This is a genomic window from Streptomyces sp. NPDC050732, from assembly GCF_040654255.1.
GTDB lineage: Bacteria > Actinomycetota > Actinomycetes > Streptomycetales > Streptomycetaceae > Streptomyces.
Genome location: NZ_JBFAHP010000001.1, coordinates 112,742 through 129,326, shown reverse-complemented (window position 1 = coordinate 129,326; position 16,585 = coordinate 112,742). Strand labels below are relative to the sequence as shown.

Genomic DNA, 16,585 nt, shown 5'->3' with positions numbered 1-16,585 from the left:
GTCATCGTATCGATTCCCGGTCCGGATCCCGGAATGTGATCTCACCTGCTGGACGGAATCCGTTCAGGATGCGGGCGGCGGCAGATAGACGACGGTCGGGGCGCCGGTCAGCGGATGGGTGCTGACCTCGGCCGTCACGCCGTACACGGTGGCGAGCAGCTCGGCGGTGAGGACCTCCTTGGGCGCCCCGGAGGCGACGAGGCGGCCGCCGTCGAGGACGTAGAGGCGGTCGCAGTAGTACGCCGCGAGGTTCAGGTCGTGCAGGGCCAGCAGGTTCGTCGTGCCCAAACCGCGTACGAAGGAGAGGATTTCGAGCTGGTAGCGGATGTCGAGGTGGTTGGTGGGCTCGTCGAGGACGACGAGGGTGGGCTGCTGCACCAGGGCGCGGGCCACCAGGGCGCGCTGCCGCTCGCCGCCGGACAGGGAGGGGAACGCGCGGTCGGCCAGCCCTTCGACGCCGACGCGGGTGAGGGCCGCCGTGACGAGGGCCTCGTCGGCCGCCGTGTCCGCCTCCCAGAACCGCTTGTGCGGGGAGCGGCCCATCGCGACCACCTGCCGGACGGTCAGCTCGAACGCCGCCTGTCCGTCCTGCGGCACGGTGGCCAGGCGCCGGGCGCGGGCCTTCGGGGTCATCGTGTGCAGGTCGTCGCCGTCGAGGAGGGCGTGGCCCGCGGTGGGGCGCAGTGTGCCGTACACGCAGCGGAGCAGGGTCGTCTTGCCGCTGCCGTTGGGGCCGACGACGCCGACGGTCTCGCCGGGGGCGGCGGTGAGGTCGACGGCGTCGACGAGGAGCCTGCCGTCGATCTCGTACGAGAGGGCCTGGGTGCGCAGCTCTCCTGTCATGCCGGGACTCCTTCGGTACGCCGCCGCAGCAGCCACAGGAAGAACGGGCCGCCGGTCAGCGCGGTGAGCACGCCGACGGGGATGTCCTGCGGGGCGGCGACGGTGCGGGCGGCGAGGTCGGCGACGACCAGGAACACCGCGCCCGTCAGCGCCACCACCGGGAGCAGCGCGCGGTGCGCGGCGCCGACCAGCATGCGGGCGGCGTGCGGCACCATCAGGCCGACGAAGCCGATGGCTCCGCTGTACGCGACGAGGACGCCGGTCAGGAGCGAGGCGAGGACGAAGACGCCGGCGCGGAAGCGGGCGGCGTGCAGGCCGAGGACGGTGGCGCCCTCCTCCCCGGCGAGGAGCAGGTCGAGGGGCCGGGCCATGGACACCAGGAGGGCGGTGCCGAGGACGAGGGTGACGCAGGGCAGGGCGAGCATGTCCCAGCGGGCGCTGCCGAGGCCGCCCAGCGTCCAGTACAGGACTTCCTTGAGGTGGTCCGCGCTGTCGGCGGTGACGAGGATGAGGCTGGTCAGCGCGGTCAGGATGTACGAGACGGCGACGCCCGCGAGGATCAGGCGCCCGGTGGCGAAGCTGCCGCCGCCGCGGGCCAGGGCGTAGACGAGGACCAGCGAGAGCAGCGCGCCCGCGAAGGAGGCGGCCGGGATCGTGACGGCGGTCGACAGGGCGGCGCCGAGGCCGAAGACGCCGCCGAGGACGATCGCGCAGACCGCGCCGACGGAGGCGCCCGAGGAGACGCCGAGCAGGAACGGGTCGGCGAGGGGGTTGCGGACGAGGGCTTGCAGCACGGTGCCGATGACGGCGAGCCCGGCGCCCACGGTGGCCCCCAGGATGACCCTGGGGAGTCTCACGTCGAGCACGATGGTGCGGAACGGGGAGGGTTCCGCGCGGCCCGACAGGATCTCGACGACCTGGCTCGGCGGGATGCGGACGGAGCCGAGCGCCAGGCCGGCGATCGTCGCCGCGACGAGGGCGGCAGTGAGTACCGTCAGGACGGCCAGGTGCCGCCCCCGTGGCCCCCGTCTGTCGCCCTTCGGGCTCGTCCTCAAACGCCGGACGGGCTGAAACTCCCGCAGCGCGCTCACAGCTGTGCCGCCAGCTTCCTCACCGCCTCGGGTGCTCGTACTCCCGTGACCATGTCCGACAGCCGCAGCACCGCGAAGCGCTTGTTCTTGACGGCCGGGACGTCCTTGAGGGCCGGGTCCTCCAGGAGGCGCTTCTTCTTCTGAGCGACGGTCGTGGCGCCGTAGTCGAGGATCAGGATGACCTCGGGGCGGCGCTCGACGACCTTCTCCCAGGACGCGTCACTGAAGGACTTGTCGACGTCGGCGAAGACGTTGCGGCCGCCTGCCCGCTCGATGATGTCGTTGCCGATGCCGCGGCCGCCGGCCGTGAACGCCGTCTTGTCACCGCTGTCGTAGACGAAGACGGGGGCCGGCTTCTCGCTCTGTGCCTTCTTCGCCGTGGCGCCCAGTTCGCGCTTCGCCCCGCTCACCCATGTCTCGGCGCGCCCGCGCACACCGAAGGTGGCGCCGACCTCACGGACCTCGCGGTAGACGTCGTCCATGGTGAGGGCGCGCTCGGCGCAGCCCTCTACGTTGAGGCGGCTTTCGATGCCGGACTTGGCGAGCGCCGAGCGGCTGCGGCCGTCGCCGGCGAGGAAGGCGCTGGCGTAACCGCCGTAGACGAAGTCGGGGTTGGCGGCGAGCAGCTTCTCGTAGGAGGGGTACTCCTTGGCGAGCACGGGGACCGACTTGTAGGCCTTCTCATACTTCGGGAGGACCTTGTCGTCGAGGTAGGCCGTGCCGGCGATGTGGTCCTTCAGGCCGAGTTCCAGCATCACTTCGGTGGTGTGCTGGTTCATGGTGACGGCGCGCTTCGGAGGCGCGTCGTACGTGGTCTTCACACCGCAGTTGGTGACGGTGTACGGGAACCCGGCGGCCTTGGCGGCGGGCTTTCCCGAGTCGTCGCCACCGGATGAGGCGGAGCATGCGGCGAGCGGGGCCAGCAGGGCCGCGGCGGTGAGTACGCGAAGGGCGCGGGACATGGCTGAACTGCCTCCTCCAGGGGATTTCCGCGTCCCCTGCGTCGTGTGGAGGAAGGCGGCAGGTCAGTTCCTGACTTCCCCCGCCCCGGCCTGCGCGGCCGGGTACGGGGTCACAGTGGCGGGACCGTGCCGGGTTCGCACCGGCTTCCTGGGTCCTGCCGCCCTCATGAGTAAAGCTCAGTATGCCTGTACGACCTTTACCTCTTCCTCGGTGACCTCGCCGTCGACGATCCGGTACGAGCGGAACTGGAAGGGGCCCGCGTCGTCGGTGTCGGCCGTGGAGACCAGGACGTAGTGGGCGCCGGGTTCGTTGGCGTACGTGATGTCGGTGCGCGAGGGGTAGGCCTCGGTCGCGGTGTGCGAGTGGTAGATGATCACCGGCTCCTCGTCGCGGTCGTCGAGATCGCGGTAGAGCTTGAGCAGGTCGCCCGAGTCGAACTCGTAGAACGTGGGCGAGCGCGCGGCGTTGAGCATCGGGATGAACCGCTCGGGGCGGCCGGTGCCCGCCGGGCCCGCGACCATGCCGCACGCCTCGTCGGGGTGGTCCTGGCGCGCGTGCGCGACGATCTGGTCGTGGAGGGCCTGGGTGATGGTCAGCATGGCGCCAGGATAAGCAGAGGGGCCCGCGCGTACCGGAGTGTGGTACGAGCGGGCCCGAATGCTGGACAGCGGCCTTGGGGTGCCGGTCAGTCCTTGGAGACGCGGTCGCTGTCGGAGAGGCCGACCTTCCGCTTGTTGAAGGCCGCGGCCTGCGGGTTGCGGCTCTTGAGGACCAGGTAGGAGACACCGAGGATCGCGGCCCAGACCGGAGCGGCGTACAGCGAGATCCGCGCGTCCTTGTCGACGCCCATCATCACGATGACCATGCCGATGAAGAGGAGGGCGAACCAGCTGGTGTACGGGGCGCCCGGGGCCCGGAAGGTGGACTGCGGCAGCTCGCCGCGGTCGGCCTTGCGGCGGTAGCGGATCTGGCAGGCCAGGATCATGATCCAGGCCCACATGCCGGAGATGGTGGCGAAGGAGACGACGTAGTTGAACGCCTCGCCCGGCCACTGGTAGTTGATCCAGACGCCGACCAGCATGAACGCGGCGGAGGCCGTGGTGCCGATCAGCGGCAGGCCGTTCTTCGTGAGCTTGGTGAAAAACTTCGGGCCCTGGCCGTTGAGCGCGAGGTCGCGCAGCATGCGGCCGGTGGAGTACATGCCGGAGTTGCAGGAGGAGAGTGCGGCGGTGAGGACCACGAAGTTCACGATCGCGGCGCCGACGCCGAGGCCCATCTTCTCGAAGGCGGCGACGAACGGCGAGACGCCGGGCTGGAAGTGCGTCCACGGCACGACCGACAGGATCATGATGAGCGCGCCGACGTAGAAGACGGCGATGCGCCACGGCACGGTGTTGATGGCCTTGGGCAGGACGGTCTTCGGGTCCTTGGACTCGCCCGCGGTGACGCCGACGAGCTCGACGGCGAGGAAGGCGAACATCACGATCTGCAGCGTCATCAGCGTGGAGCCGATGCCGTTCGGGAAGAAGCCGCCCTGGTTCCACAGGTGGGCGACGGTCGCGGTGTCACCGGCGTCGGAGAAGCCGATGGTGAGGATGCCGATGCAGATCAGGATCATGCCGATGATGGCGGTGACCTTGACCATCGAGAACCAGAACTCCAGCTCACCGAAGAGCTTCACGGAGATGAGGTTCGCGCCGTACAGGATGACCGTGAAGATGAGCGCGTACGCCCATTGTGGAACGGATCCGTGTGTCCAGTACTGCATGTACTGGGCGGCCGCTGTCACTTCGGTGATGCCGGTGACGACCCAGAAGAGCCAGTACGTCCAGCCGGTCACGAATCCGAAGAACGGGCCCATGAACTCACGGGCGTACTCCGAGAAGGAGCCCGAGACGGGGCGGTACATGAGGAGCTCGCCGAGCGCCCGCATGATGAAGAAGATGACGAGGCCCGCGATGGCGTACGCCAGGATGAGGCTGGGGCCGGCCTTGTGAATGGCCTTGCCCGCGCCGAGGAACAGGCCGGTGCCGATGGCACCGCCGATCGCGATCATCTGGATCTGCCGGGCTCCGAGCCCGCGCTGGTAGCCCTCGCCGGACGAGCCGTCCTGCGCGACACCGTTGCCGCCGTGCTCGTCGTGGTGCTCTTCGACCTGCACTGAGGTCATGGTGACGCCTTTCTCCATGCTGATCCGCGCCCGCACATCTGCGTTGTGGCTGCGGACCAGGTCCTGATCCCCCCGGATACGAATGGAGTGCTACCGGCGGTCTGCCGGCTGAAGCGCCCCCGGCGACATGGGTGGCGTCACCGAGTGGTCGTGAAGATTTATCACGGTGGCAACAGTGAGGGAATGCGACAGAATCAGCCAACTGTGACGCAGGCCACAAGAAGAAGCGGGCAAATCGCCCTCGGCGCCACAAAGGCGGGCAATGAAGTGACGCGATCGTTATCCGGATTTGAGCATCCGCTGAGCGAACGGCCGGCGAGTGAACACAACCTGTCCACTACAACAAAATTCGCTGTCCTCTGCAACGACTATCGCCGACTTCAGTCCAGCAACGTCCCGACCAGCGTTTCCTGCAGTCCGCCCAGCCAGAGGTAGGCCATCACCATCGGCTTGCGGGGGTCGGAGTCCGGCAGCCGGTAGAGCAGATCCGCGTCCTCCTCGTCGCTGACCTCCAGGCGCGTACCGATCGCGAGGCGCAGGTCGTTGAGGGCTCCCAGCCAGTGCCGCGACTCCTCGACCGACAGTTTCAGGACAGCTCCGCCCTCGCCCGACGCCGTCATCGAGTCGAGCGAGCGGATCACGGCCAAGGCGTCGTCGCGCTTCTTGGCCCGCAGGTCGTTCTCCGTGAAGCGGCGGAATTCCGCCGAGTACGCCCGGAGTTCGTCCGCGTCGCTCGCCCCGTCCTCGCTTCCGGGGCCGCCGTAGGCGTCGGGCAGCAGGCGCTTCATCACCGGGTCGGACGGCGGCTCGCTCGGCCCCTCGGCGAAGAGCTCCGCGAGCGGGTCGTCGGAGACCTCGCCGCCCGGCCCCGGACCGATCAGCTCCAGGAGCTGCACGGCGAGGGAGCGGATGATCGAGACCTCGACCTCGTCGAGCGCGACGGCGGCGCCGCCCCCTGGAATCGCTTCGAATTGTCCTGGCATCAGATGCGTCGCCACTTCCGGTCCGCTGCTTCCGGTCCGCTACTTGCGGTCCTGCTGAAGGGTGGCCCACAGCCCGTATCCGTGCATGGCCTGTACGTCGCGCTCCATCTCCTCGCGGGTGCCGGTGGAGACGACCGCACGGCCCTTCTGGTGCACGTCCATCATCAGCTTCGTGGCCTTCTCCTTCGAGTACCCGAAGTACGTCTGGAACACGTACGTCACGTAGCTCATCAGGTTGACCGGGTCGTTGTGCACGAGCGTGATCCAGGGGACGTCCGGTTCGGGGACGACGAGTGTCTCCTCGTCCGATTCCGGGCGTGTGATTTCTGCGGGAGCCGTACTCACCTGCCCCATGCTGCCACCCCGGACGGGCCCTCGCACAAATGGCCTCCCCTCCCGGCCCTTGAAATCGTCAGAGTGACGAGATTGGGGGTAGCATCCGTCATATGAACACAGCGGACCTTGGGCTGCCGGTGGATGTTCCGTCGACGGCGCTCTTCACGGACCAGTACGAGCTGACGATGCTGCAGGCCGCGCTGCGGGCCGGTACCGGCGACCGGCGTTCGGTCTTCGAGGTCTTCACCCGCAGACTGCCCGAGGGGCGGCGCTACGGCGTGGTGGCCGGCACCGGCCGCGTCCTGGACGCCGTCGAGAACTTCCGCTTCGACGCCGACGTCCTCGGCTTCCTGCGCGAGCGCGCCATCGTCGACGAGGCGACCCTCGAATGGCTCTCCGGCTACCGCTTCCAGGGCGACATCTGGGGCTACCCCGAGGGCGAGGTCTACTTCCCGGGATCGCCGATCCTGCGGGTCGAGGGCTCCTTCGCGGAGTGCGTGCTCCTGGAGACCGTGATCCTCTCCATCCTCAACCACGACTCGGCCATCGCGGCCGCCGCCTCCCGCATGTCCTCGGCCGCCGGCGACCGCCCGCTGATCGAGATGGGTGCCCGCCGCACCCACGAACTGGCCGCCGTGGCCGCCGCCCGCGCCGCGTACGTCGGCGGCTTCGCGACCACCTCCGACCTGGCCGCCGGCTTCCGCTACGGCATCCCGACCGTCGGCACCAGCGCCCACGCCTTCACCCTGCTGCACGACAACGAACGCGACGCGTTCCGCGCCCAGGTCGACTCCCTCGGCCGCGGCACCACCCTGCTCGTCGACACCTACGACGTGACCGAGGCCGTCCGGCTGGCCGTCGAGGTCGCCGGGCCCGAGCTCGGCGCCGTCCGCATCGACTCCGGCGACCTGCTGCTCGTCGCGCATCGGGTGCGCAAGGAGCTGGACGAGCTCGGCGCGACGGACACGAAGATCGTCGTGACCTCCGACCTCGACGAGTACGCCATCGCCTCGCTGCGGGCGGCGCCCGTCGACGCGTACGGCGTGGGCACGCAGCTCGTCACCGGCTCCGGGCACCCCACCGCCTCGATGGTCTACAAGCTGGTGGCCCGCGCGCACTCGGCGGACCCCAAGGCCCCCCTGGAGCCCGTGGCGAAGAAGTCGCTCGGCGCCAAGTCCTCGGTGGGCGGCCGCAAGTGGGCCGCGCGCCGGACCGACGAGCACGGCGTCGCCGAGGCCGAGGTCGTCGGCACCGGCGCGGTGCCGCCCGAGCTCGTCGACCGGCAGCTCCTGGTCGAGCTGGTCAAGGGCGGCCGGGTGGTGGCCCGCGAGCCGCTGGACGCGGTCCGCGACCGGCACGCCGCCGCGCGCGCCGGGCTTCCCCTGTCGGCGACGCAGCTGTCCCGGGGCGAAGCGGTCATTCCGACCGAGTACGTGTGATCCGCCCGGCCCAGTACGTGTGATCCCGCCCCGGGCGCTTCGAACGCCCTCTCCCACAACGCACCCGAAGTCTCTACGCTCGTAGTCTCCCAGCAGAAGGACACCCGCCATGCGCCGCGCACTGATCGTCGTAGATGTGCAGAACGACTTCTGCGAAGGCGGCAGCCTCGCGGTCGCCGGCGGCGCGGACGTGGCCGCCGGCATCACCGAGCTGATCGGCCAGGCCCCGGCGTGCTACCGCCACGTGGTGGCCACCCGCGACCACCACATCGATCCCGGCGCCCACTTCTCGGACCGTCCTGACTACGTCGACTCCTGGCCGCCGCACTGCGTGGCCGGCACGGAGGGCATCGGCTTCCACCCGAACTTCGCGCCCGCCGTCGCCTCCGGCGGCATCGACGCGGTCTTCGACAAGGGGGCCTACTCCGCGGCGTACAGCGGCTTCGAGGGCATCGACGAGAACGGGGTGCCGCTGGCCGACTGGCTGCGGGAGCGGAGCATCACCGAGGTCGACGTGGTGGGCATCGCCACGGACCACTGCGTGCGGGCCACGGCGCTCGACGCGGCGCGCGAGGGCTTCCGTACGCACGTCCTGCTCGACCTCACGGCGGGGGTGGCCGAGGCCACGACGGAGCGGGCCCTTCAGGAGCTGCGGGCGGCGGGCGTGGAGCTCACGGGCAAGCCGGTGCTGTAGCCCTTCACATCGTCGGCCCCCGCCCCGTCCGCGAAGTGGGGTCATAGCCGAATTGGCCCACCTGGCGCAGGCGGAAGAGCGAATTCACACTCCTGCCGTGCACTGATCACCCGCCGGGCGTTTGAACGGACGTGTCCGTAGAACACCTCCCGAACGCCAGCTCGAAAAGGTGGGAATCATGCTGCGCCCTTCCGTAACCGGCCGTTTCCGTTTCCGTGCCCGGCTGACGCTCGGTGCCGTGCTCACGGCCGTGGCGTGCACCTCGGCCGCGGCGGCTCCCGGGCCGCCCGTGTCTCCGGTGGCGGGGCCGGAGGGCGGGCCCGGCGGCGAATTCCCGATGCGCATCGTCGCCTATGTGGCGAGCAGCGGTTCCGGGACCGTCCCCTCCTACGACGTACGGCTCGAACGGCGCGTCACGAGCACGGAGGTGGGCAACGGGCCGACCGGCGTGGGCGCGGCCCCGGACGGCTCCACCGTGTACGTGGCGAACGGCCTGTCCGGCACGGTCTCCTTCATCGAGACCACGCACCACAAGGTCGTGGCGACCGTGCCGGTCGGTTCGTATCCGTTCTCGGCCGTGCCGAGCCGTGACGGGCGACGGGTCATCACCGCGAACTGGGGCAGCGACAACGTGTCGGTCATCGACACCTCCACCCGCAGGGTCGTCGCGACCGTCCCCGTGGGCGAGCTCCCGCACAGCGTGGCCACGCTGCCCGGCGGGGTCTCCTACGTCAGCAACAGCGGTACCAACGACGTCACCGTGCTGTCCAAGGAGGACCGCGCGGTGGCCCGTATCCCGGTGGGTGACTTCCCCAGCGGCATCGCGAGCACCGGCAAGGGGGACAGGGTCTACGTCGCCAACACGGGCTCAGGCTCCATCTCGGTCATCGACACCGGCACGCGCAAGGTGACCGCCACCTGGGCGGTCGGCAAGGGTCCGCTGGGCCTGGGGCTGAGCCCCGACGGGCTGCGTCTGTACGCCGCCGACTCCGCGGCCGACCGGCTCCTGGTCATCGACACCTCGACCGGCCGGGTCCTGCATCAGGTGCCCGTCGGCAGGACGCCGCAGGGGGTCGCGGTCAGTCCGGGCGGCAACCGGGTCTGGGTCGCCAACGAGGGCTCGGACACCGTCTCGGTGGTCGGCCCGGCGACGGGGAAGGTGCGGGCGACCCTGCCCGCCGGGGACCAGCCCGAGGGCATCGCCATCACTCCCAGGTGAGCGCAGGCCTCTCCCCGGCCCTGGGCGGGCGCTACGCGGCGGCGCGCCGCCCGAACAGGGCCCGGATGGGGTGCCACAGCTCGTTCACCGTGTCGGGCGCCGTGCGCCATATGAGGCCGTCCGGATGGTGCAGGACCGCCGTTATCTCGTCCGGGGTGGGCGGCTCGGCGTTGCCCCGGAGGTAGACGGCCCGCAGGCCGAGGTTCCGCAGCCGGGTCAGGGCCCTGGCGCGGTTCACGGCGTGCACGATCATCCTGACCGTGCCGCCGCCCGGCGCCGGGCTCGGCAGCGTCAGCGCCACCACCACGCTGCCGTTGGGCAGCTTGCAGAAACCACCTGCGGACATGGTCGGTCACACCCCCGTGATACGTCGCGTCAATAAGAGAGCCACAGGACGCACCTAAACACGATCGGCCGCCGCCCGCCAGGGGGCAACGGCCGATCATGGCTTGACCTGCTAAAACGCTAATTACTTCGTGGAGGGGCCCACCTGGAGCGTGATCGTCGAGCCGTCCTTGGGCTGCTTGATGATCTTGATCTGGGTGTTGGTGTCAGTGACCTTGACACTTCCGGTGGGGTTCGAGGCGTACCAGTAGGTGCCCTTGCGGTCGTCGAAGACCGGGACGCCCTTCTGGGACTTGATCTTCAGCGCGACGTCCGCGTTGTGGAGCGTGAACGTGTCCGTCGCGTACTTGCTGAAGGGCGCGTCGAACGGCTGGATCTTGTTGCGCAGGACGTCGCCGTTCTTCCACTTCAGCGGCTTGGCGTGGGCGTCGACCGGCAGGATCAGGCCCTGGCCGGGGTGCTGGCTGGTGTTGTTGTCCTTCTGCGAGGTGTCCCACTGCCAGACCATCAGGCCGGTCTGGTACGGGTAGTGCTCGACCCAGTCGGGACGGGACTGCGAGAAGCCGAAGTTGTACGGGCCGACCTTGAGGGTCTTGTCGTACGACACGTACTGGCGGTTCTCGGCGAGGTAGTACTGGTCGTACTTCTTGGTGAAGGACTCACCGATGCGCGAGAAGCCCTTCGCCGTCCAGCCGTTGTCGTCGCCCTCGGCGCCGTCCTCGAACAGCTTGGCGCCGTCCGCGGTGACGGTGAGCGCGTCGGCCGTGAAGCCCTTGCCGCCCGCGCCGCCGTCCGTGGCGTAGCGGAAGCGGATGTCGATCTTCTTGCCGGCGTAGGCGTCGAGCGGGAAGACGAGCTTCTTGTGCGCGCCGGAGACACCGGTCAGCGCGGGCTTGTCGCCGGCGTCACGGGTGATCGGCTTGCCGTCCGCGGTGCCGTCCACCGGCGTGTAGTTGGCGCCGCCGTCCGTCGAGACCTCGGTGTAGAGGTAGTCGTAGTTGGCCTCGATGTCCCACCAGCCGCTCAGCGAGAGCTCGGCCTTGGACTTGCCGGTCAGGTCGACGGAGCGCGTCAGGGTGTTCTTGAGGTCGTCGCCCTGGTCGCTCCACCACTGCTTGGAGCCCTCGGCGGGCTTCACGACGGTGGTCTTCACGGCCTTCTTCGGCAGGTCGACGACGAGCGCCTGGCGGTGCCGGGTGTTGTACTCCGCGACGCCCAGCTTGTGCTCGGACGTCGTGGCCGCCTTCGCCTTGGCGTAGTCGAGCCAGCCCAGCTGGAACTTGTCCCAGGCGGTCATGTCGCCCGGCAGGTCACCGATGGCGTCCTTGCCGGTGCCGAGCCAGGAGCCGGCCGACATCAGCGACCAGAAGCCGACCGAGTTCTCGCCCTTGCCCGTGGTGTCGTACAGGTCGGGCAGGCCGAGGTCGTGGCCGTACTCGTGGGCGAAGACGCCGAGGCCGCCGTTCTCCGGCTGCATGGTGTAGTCGCCGACCCAGATGCCCGAGTCGCCGATCTGGGTGCCGCCGGCCTTGTTGTTGCCGGGGCCCGTGCGGCCCGCGTCGTTGCCGTACGCGTACCAGCGGTGCGCCCACAGGGCGTTCTCGCCCTCGGCGCCGCCGCCGGCCGACTCGTCCTCGCCCGCGTGGACGATCTGGAAGTGGTCGATGTAGCCGTCGGACTCGTTGAAGTCGCCGTCGTTGTCGAAGTCGTAGCGGTCCCAGAGGTCGTACTTGGCCAGGTCCGCCTTGATCTGCGCGTCCGTGCGGCCCTGGGCCTTCTGGGCCTTGGTCCAGGCGGTCACGCCGTCCTTGACCGCGTCCCAGACGTTGGCGCAGTTGGTGTCGCCGCAGTAGTTCGAGCCGTAGCGGGCCTCGTTGTAGTCGACCTTGACCCAGTCGGAGACCTCGCCGTCGACCGAGTAGCGGCCCGAGGAGGTCTTCTCGTAGTAGGTCTTCAGCGAGTGCTTGGTCTTGCCCTTGCTGTCCTTGCCCTTACCGAAGTAGAGGTCCTGGAAGTGCTTCCGGTTGTAGTCCTTCTGCCAGGCCGTGCTGTTGTCCTTCGCACGGTCCGGCTTGGCTATCTTGTTGTGCAGCGGTCCTGGCTTGCCGCCGTACTTCTTGACGGGCTGCTGCGGGCCCTCGGGGCCGTCCGGGTCGTACATGGTCGTGTCGTCGACCTTGTCCCCGAACTCCACCAGGATCGTGAAGATCTTGTCGGTCTTCTCCCGGCCCAGCTCGACGTACTTCTTGTCGTCGAGCTTGACGACCTTGGAGGCGCCCCGCTTCTGGACCTTGGCGTCGCCCTCGACGACCTGCTGCAGGGCGGCCTTGCGCTGCTGCGCCTGCTGCTTGCTGAACGGTCCGTCCAGATCGTGGTCGACGTGCGCCTTGGGGCGCGACGGGTCCTGCCGGTCGACGGCGGGCGCCCCGCCCGGGGCGCTCTCGTCGGCCGAGGCCGTCGCGGCCGTCGCCGCCGAGAACGTCGCGGCGGCCGCGGCCATCGCCACGGCCACCGCGGTGGCTCTGAACGTCCGTGTCCTGACTGTCACTTGATGTTGTCCTCCCCCGCGCCCGCGCGAAAATGGCGGACCGAAATTCCCGGTCGGAGGAGGTCCGCGCGCGATGTACGCGTCACAAGTGACGACATTCGACCGGAAGTACGGGAGAAAAGACAGACCTTGACTTGGACAGGCCAAGTGCACTATGCAGACGCCGGGCTCCGGTATCCGGACGCGGAGCACGGTTCCACGCGAATGGTCAACAGGCGCGCCGCACCGTCCACTTGATGGACGCCATGAACCCGTGCGCCCCCTGTGCTGCCGCACCGTGGGTTAGGTCACGCTTACTGGCCGTTCCCGTCGGGCATGGAGCGTCATAGAGTCAATCGACGGTGCGCTACCGCGCTGGGCGGCACATCCCAAGTCGCCCCCGTCGGGCCCCCTTTGATTCGTAAACAGTCGTTCACACATCCGCATCCGCCCCCGCGGCCACAAGCCGTGGGGGGATCAATGCCGAGGACGGATCACGTCATGCCTCGTCCCATGCCACGTCCGACCACCGCACAGATCACCTACGGTTCGGTGACCGTCGTCTTCTCGACCCTCGCGATGCTGCTGCTCTCCCGGACCGCCTCGGGAGTCGGTATCGCGGTGATAGCCCTGGCCGCGCTCGGCCTCGGCTTACTGGTCGCCATGACGGTTCCGCTGCCGAGGCGTCCCGAGAAACCTGCGGCGCCCCTCACGCGCACCGTGCCGGCACCCGCCCCCGCCGAGGCGCGTGTACCGGCGCGGCAGGCCGCGGTGCCTAGGCGCTGACCACCACCGTCTTGGCGGCCTTGTCGTGCAGGCCCTGCTTGTAGGGCTTGTCGAAGAAGCTCCAGCCGCCGCAGATCACCGTCCAGACGCAGGCGCAGCAGAACGCGAACGGCAGCCAGAGGACGGCCGCGCGGGCCAGCGCGGTCTGCAGGGTCGGCGTGGCCCCGTCGTTGAGGTTGGCGACCCGCATCCCCAGCCACTTCTTGCCGAGCGTCTGCCCCGTCCTGGAGATCATGAAGGTGTCGTAGGCGATGTAGAGCACGGCGGCCAGCAGGGACTGGCCGAACGACTTGCCCGTGTTCACCTCGTCCGGGTCGATGTCGTACTCCGCCGTGCCGAACAGCCACGTCAGCAGGCCGACGACGATGCCCACCAGAACCATGTCGATGATGCGGGCGAGCACCCGCTTGCCGCTGTCGGCGAGCGGCGGCATTCCGGCGAGGGGGTCCTGCCCGCCGTAGCCACCGGGCCCGCCGCCGTAGGGGTCGCCGTCGTACGGCGGGGGCGGGGGCGCCGAACCCGGGGGCGGGGTGTCGTACGGGGAGCCGCCCCCGCCGCCCTGCGGAGGCTGCTGCGGCGGCCGCTTCTGGAACGGGTCGTCGTCCGGTGACGGGTATCGCGGCGGTTCGGTGCTCATGGCCCGAGTCGACCGCGGGGGAACCGGCTCCGCATCCGGCGAGCGGCCGACCGGGTTATGCCCCAGCCTGCCCAGGCTCTTACCCCGCGACGAAGGTGTTCGCCGCCTTGTCGTGCCAGCACTGGCGCCACGGCCGGTCGAAGAGGCACCACAGCACGCCGACGACGCCGATCACGAGCACGCCCGGCACGCTGTACACCAGCCAGCGCTTCAGCGCCGCCCCGAACGTCGGCGCCTCGTGCTCCTCGATGTCCCGCACCTCGACGCCGCACACCTTCTTGCCCAGGGTGCGGCCCCACTTGGCGGTGGGCAGCGCCTCGTACACGACGCCGAAGAGCAGCAGGACGGCGAGGATCATGCCGAGGTAGCCCGCGGTGGTGCCGTCGAGCAGCCAGACCGTGGTCTTCTCGCCGGAGAGCTTCGCCGCGTCGATCTTGCTGTCGATGTGGTCGGCGGCCTTGGTGCCGAGGGGCAGCGCGGCGGCGCCGGTGACGACGGCGAGGACGACGGTGTCGAGGAGCCGCGCCGCGAGCCGCCTCCCCAGCCCCGCGGGCCGGGCCGCGGCCTGCGCCTGCGCCACGGCGAGGAACGGGTCCGCGGCCACGGGCTTCCACGGCACGACGGGCTGTCCCTCGCCCTGCTGGGCGGGGGCCGGTTCGACCGGGGCCTGTGCGAGCTGGTGCACCTGCTGCGCCCAGGACTGCGCGCCACCGCCGGGCCCGGAGGTGACGGGCGCGGGGACACCGCCTTGCTGCGGCACGGAGGGCTGCGCCTGCGGGGGCACACTCCCCTGCGGCGGTACGGAGGACTGCGGTGCGGAGGGGTTCGGTACGGAGGGGTTCGCTACGGAGGGGTTCGCTACGGGCTGCGCGGACTTGGGCCGGATCGCGCGGATCGACATGGTGCCGTCGGTGCCGGCCGACGGGGTGGGCCGCCGGAACGTCACTGTGCCCTCGCCGGCGGTCGGCTCGGCGGCGCCCGGCTTGACGGCGCGGATGGTGACCGTCCCGGGGTTGCTGTCGTCGTGCGACGGCCCGGCACTCTCGGCGGCGGCCTCGGCACGGGGCGCGGCGTCGTTCGGCACCCGCGGGTCGCTCCGCTCGGGCTCTCCGCCCCAGGCCACCCGGCGCTCCTGCTCACCCCCGAGCCCGGCCTGCCGCCCGGCATCGGCCTGCCAGGCAGAAGCGGGCTCGGGCCTACCCCCGTGCTGCCCCGGCACGGCCTGCCCCGACGCCGGTTGCCCCGCCGCACCCTGCCCCGGCTGACCCGAAGCTTTTTGCCCTGACACAGCGTGGCCGGACGCGGCCTGCCCCGGCACGGCTTGACCCGCCGCGCCCTGGCCCGGCACGGAGTGCCCGGGCGGGAACTGGCCCGGTACGGCCTGCCCCGCCGCGCCCTGCCCAGCATGCGCCTGCCCCGCCTGGGCCTGCCCCGTCGCCGATGAGACCGCCCCGGACACGCCCTCCCCGAGCGCCCCCGTCGCGATCGGGCCCGTGTCAGGGGGGCCCGTTTCGAACTGGCCCGTTCGGGGGTGGTGTTCGTCGAAGAAGACCGGGCCCGTTTCCTCCGCGGGCGCGGGGGCGGGGGTTACGCCGGGCGGGGGCGGCAGGGGTTCGCCGTCGGACGGGGCGGGGCGGCTCGTGCCGGGGACCCAGGCGGTGCCGTTCCAGTACCGGACATATCCGGGAATGGACGGGTCGGGGTAGTAGCCTTCGCGGGGCCGTTCGTCGCCTGGGGCCGGAGTTGGGGCGCTCATGTCCGTCGTCCCGTATCTGCTCGGGGGTCTTCTGGGGGCTCCACATCTATCAGACCTCCGTGTCCCACCGGGCAGCTCCCGCCCTACCGGACCACTTTCCGGGCACGCTCCCCACACTTCCCCCGCGTCCCCCGCACCCCGCCCCGAAGTCGTACGAAGAAATTTCCCGAAGCCGCGTAATGCTCAGGCGATCTCGCGCTCTCCACTCGTACGGGTCCGCTCCCAGGACCCCCGCAGAGATGAGCAAGAGAGAAGAAGGGCATCGACATGCACTCCGTGGTGGAACGCGAGCTGGAGCTCAAACTGGTCCTCTCGCCGGAACGGGCCATCCCCGTCCCGGCCCGCCTCACCTACCGCACCGACGACCCCTACGCCGTCCACATCGCCTTCCACATCGGCTCCGAGCACCCGGTGCACTGGACGTTCGCCAGGGAGCTGCTGGTGGAGGGGGTGTTCAGGGCGTGCGGGCACGGTGACGTGCGGGTGTGGCCGACGAAGGTGGAGGGCCGCAGCGTCGTCCTGATGGCTCTGAGCTCGCCGGACGGCGACGCCCTCCTGGAGGCGCCGGCCGCCGCCGTGTCCGCCTGGCTTGAGCGGACGCTGCGGGTGGTCCCCCCGGGTTCGGAGGGTGAGCAGCTCGGCATCGACGACGGCCTCGCCGAGCTGCTCGCGCCCGCCTCCGGCCGAGGCCGCGTCGACGAGCTGTGGCTGCGCGACCCGTGGCCCTCGGACGAGTCCAAGGACGGTGAGTGAGCTCCGCCGCCACGGGGAGGGGACAGTGGAGCCTGCACAGTGA

16 protein-coding genes and 1 riboswitch are annotated in these 16,585 nt (G+C 70.2%); of the genes, 5 read left to right on the top strand and 11 right to left on the bottom strand.

Annotation, left to right across the window (positions count from 1 at the left end):
* Positions 1-63: 63 nt before the first annotated feature.
* The 7 genes from AB0H82_RS00515 to clpS form a co-directional block, all read right to left on the bottom strand.
* Positions 64-843: an ABC transporter ATP-binding protein gene (locus AB0H82_RS00515; protein WP_362987211.1), complete on the bottom strand. Its 780-nt coding sequence runs from the start codon at positions 841-843 to the stop codon at positions 64-66.
* Positions 840-1,850 carry an iron ABC transporter permease gene (locus AB0H82_RS00510; RefSeq protein WP_362987695.1) on the bottom strand — a complete coding sequence of 337 codons (1,011 nt, stop codon included), beginning with the start codon at positions 1,848-1,850 and terminating at the stop codon, positions 840-842. Before AB0H82_RS00510 ends, AB0H82_RS00515 begins: the two co-directional genes overlap by 4 nt.
* Before the next feature lie 80 nt (positions 1,851-1,930).
* On the bottom strand, positions 1,931-2,896 hold the full coding sequence (locus AB0H82_RS00505) for an ABC transporter substrate-binding protein (RefSeq protein WP_362987209.1): 966 nt from the start codon (positions 2,894-2,896) through the stop codon (positions 1,931-1,933).
* A gap of 43 nt (positions 2,897-2,939) precedes the next feature.
* Positions 2,940-3,101: riboswitch (cobalamin riboswitch) on the bottom strand.
* Entirely contained in the window at positions 3,074-3,496 is a 423-nt protein-coding gene (locus AB0H82_RS00500) for a M67 family metallopeptidase (RefSeq protein ID WP_362987207.1), read from the bottom strand. (Overlaps the previous riboswitch by 28 nt.)
* An 86-nt stretch (positions 3,497-3,582) precedes the next feature.
* The gene (locus AB0H82_RS00495) at positions 3,583-5,067 is read right to left on the bottom strand and encodes an amino acid permease (RefSeq protein WP_362987205.1); all 1,485 of its coding nucleotides are present in this window, start codon (positions 5,065-5,067) and stop codon (positions 3,583-3,585) included.
* Positions 5,068-5,447: 380 nt separating this feature from the next.
* Complete coding sequence (locus tag AB0H82_RS00490; protein ID WP_362987203.1) at positions 5,448-6,050, bottom strand: DUF2017 domain-containing protein; 603 nt, start codon at positions 6,048-6,050, stop codon at positions 5,448-5,450.
* Between the two features lie 39 nt (positions 6,051-6,089).
* Entirely contained in the window at positions 6,090-6,404 is a 315-nt protein-coding gene (gene clpS / locus AB0H82_RS00485; RefSeq protein WP_362987201.1) for an ATP-dependent Clp protease adapter ClpS, read from the bottom strand.
* Positions 6,405-6,496: 92 nt separating this feature from the next.
* Here clpS and AB0H82_RS00480 point away from each other — a divergent pair, with 92 nt between their 5' ends.
* From AB0H82_RS00480 to AB0H82_RS00470, 3 genes are all read left to right on the top strand, one after another.
* Positions 6,497-7,825, top strand: coding sequence for a nicotinate phosphoribosyltransferase (locus tag AB0H82_RS00480; RefSeq protein ID WP_362987199.1), 1,329 nt, complete (start codon positions 6,497-6,499; stop codon positions 7,823-7,825).
* Between the two features lie 109 nt (positions 7,826-7,934).
* Complete coding sequence (locus tag AB0H82_RS00475; RefSeq protein WP_362987197.1) at positions 7,935-8,519, top strand: isochorismatase family protein; 585 nt, start codon at positions 7,935-7,937, stop codon at positions 8,517-8,519.
* 178 nt (positions 8,520-8,697) lie between these two features.
* Positions 8,698-9,738, top strand: a complete 1,041-nt coding sequence (locus AB0H82_RS00470; RefSeq protein WP_362987195.1) for an SMP-30/gluconolactonase/LRE family protein — start codon at positions 8,698-8,700, stop codon at positions 9,736-9,738.
* Positions 9,739-9,769: 31 nt separating this feature from the next.
* On the opposite strand, the gene AB0H82_RS00465 is transcribed toward AB0H82_RS00470, so the two are convergent.
* Positions 9,770-10,084: a hypothetical protein gene (locus tag AB0H82_RS00465; protein ID WP_362987193.1), complete on the bottom strand. Its 315-nt coding sequence runs from the start codon at positions 10,082-10,084 to the stop codon at positions 9,770-9,772.
* A 123-nt stretch (positions 10,085-10,207) separates the two neighbouring features.
* Positions 10,208-12,631: an immune inhibitor A domain-containing protein gene (locus tag AB0H82_RS00460; protein WP_362987191.1), complete on the bottom strand. Its 2,424-nt coding sequence runs from the start codon at positions 12,629-12,631 to the stop codon at positions 10,208-10,210.
* A 492-nt stretch (positions 12,632-13,123) separates the two neighbouring features.
* On the opposite strand from AB0H82_RS00460, the gene AB0H82_RS00455 reads away from it, so the two are divergent.
* Positions 13,124-13,396 (top strand): hypothetical protein, encoded by a 273-nt coding sequence (locus tag AB0H82_RS00455; RefSeq protein WP_362987189.1) that lies wholly within the window; start codon positions 13,124-13,126, stop codon positions 13,394-13,396.
* Here AB0H82_RS00455 and AB0H82_RS00450 read toward each other — a convergent pair.
* Positions 13,386-14,033, bottom strand: a complete 648-nt coding sequence (locus AB0H82_RS00450) for an RDD family protein (protein WP_362987187.1) — start codon at positions 14,031-14,033, stop codon at positions 13,386-13,388. The genes AB0H82_RS00455 and AB0H82_RS00450 overlap by 11 nt on opposite strands.
* 79 nt (positions 14,034-14,112) lie before the next feature.
* The gene (locus AB0H82_RS00445; protein ID WP_362987185.1) at positions 14,113-15,789 is read right to left on the bottom strand and encodes an RDD family protein; all 1,677 of its coding nucleotides are present in this window, start codon (positions 15,787-15,789) and stop codon (positions 14,113-14,115) included.
* Between the two features lie 267 nt (positions 15,790-16,056).
* Between AB0H82_RS00445 and AB0H82_RS00440 the strand changes: the two genes are divergently transcribed.
* Entirely contained in the window at positions 16,057-16,542 is a 486-nt protein-coding gene (locus AB0H82_RS00440; protein WP_362987183.1) for an SsgA family sporulation/cell division regulator, read from the top strand.
* Positions 16,543-16,585 lie beyond the last annotated feature (43 nt).

Excerpts from the sequence above, each read along its gene's own strand:
- AB0H82_RS00480 (WP_362987199.1), top strand. The coding sequence starts at position 6,497 with ATGAACACAGCGGACCTTGGGCTGCCGGTGGATGTTCCGTCGACGGCG.
- AB0H82_RS00475 (WP_362987197.1), top strand. The coding sequence starts at position 7,935 with ATGCGCCGCGCACTGATCGTCGTAGATGTGCAGAACGACTTCTGCGAA.
- clpS (WP_362987201.1), bottom strand. The coding sequence starts at position 6,404 with ATGGGGCAGGTGAGTACGGCTCCCGCAGAAATCACACGCCCGGAATCG.
- AB0H82_RS00500 (WP_362987207.1), bottom strand. The coding sequence starts at position 3,496 with ATGCTGACCATCACCCAGGCCCTCCACGACCAGATCGTCGCGCACGCG.
- AB0H82_RS00465 (WP_362987193.1), bottom strand. The coding sequence starts at position 10,084 with ATGTCCGCAGGTGGTTTCTGCAAGCTGCCCAACGGCAGCGTGGTGGTG.
- AB0H82_RS00495 (WP_362987205.1), bottom strand. The coding sequence starts at position 5,067 with ATGACCTCAGTGCAGGTCGAAGAGCACCACGACGAGCACGGCGGCAAC.
- AB0H82_RS00515 (WP_362987211.1), bottom strand. The coding sequence starts at position 843 with ATGACAGGAGAGCTGCGCACCCAGGCCCTCTCGTACGAGATCGACGGC.
- AB0H82_RS00445 (WP_362987185.1), bottom strand. The coding sequence starts at position 15,789 with ATGAGCGCCCCAACTCCGGCCCCAGGCGACGAACGGCCCCGCGAAGGC.
- AB0H82_RS00505 (WP_362987209.1), bottom strand. The coding sequence starts at position 2,896 with ATGTCCCGCGCCCTTCGCGTACTCACCGCCGCGGCCCTGCTGGCCCCG.
- AB0H82_RS00450 (WP_362987187.1), bottom strand. The coding sequence starts at position 14,033 with ATGAGCACCGAACCGCCGCGATACCCGTCACCGGACGACGACCCGTTC.
- AB0H82_RS00455 (WP_362987189.1), top strand. The coding sequence starts at position 13,124 with ATGCCACGTCCGACCACCGCACAGATCACCTACGGTTCGGTGACCGTC.
- AB0H82_RS00440 (WP_362987183.1), top strand. The coding sequence starts at position 16,057 with ATGCACTCCGTGGTGGAACGCGAGCTGGAGCTCAAACTGGTCCTCTCG.
- AB0H82_RS00470 (WP_362987195.1), top strand. The coding sequence starts at position 8,698 with ATGCTGCGCCCTTCCGTAACCGGCCGTTTCCGTTTCCGTGCCCGGCTG.
- AB0H82_RS00490 (WP_362987203.1), bottom strand. The coding sequence starts at position 6,050 with ATGCCAGGACAATTCGAAGCGATTCCAGGGGGCGGCGCCGCCGTCGCG.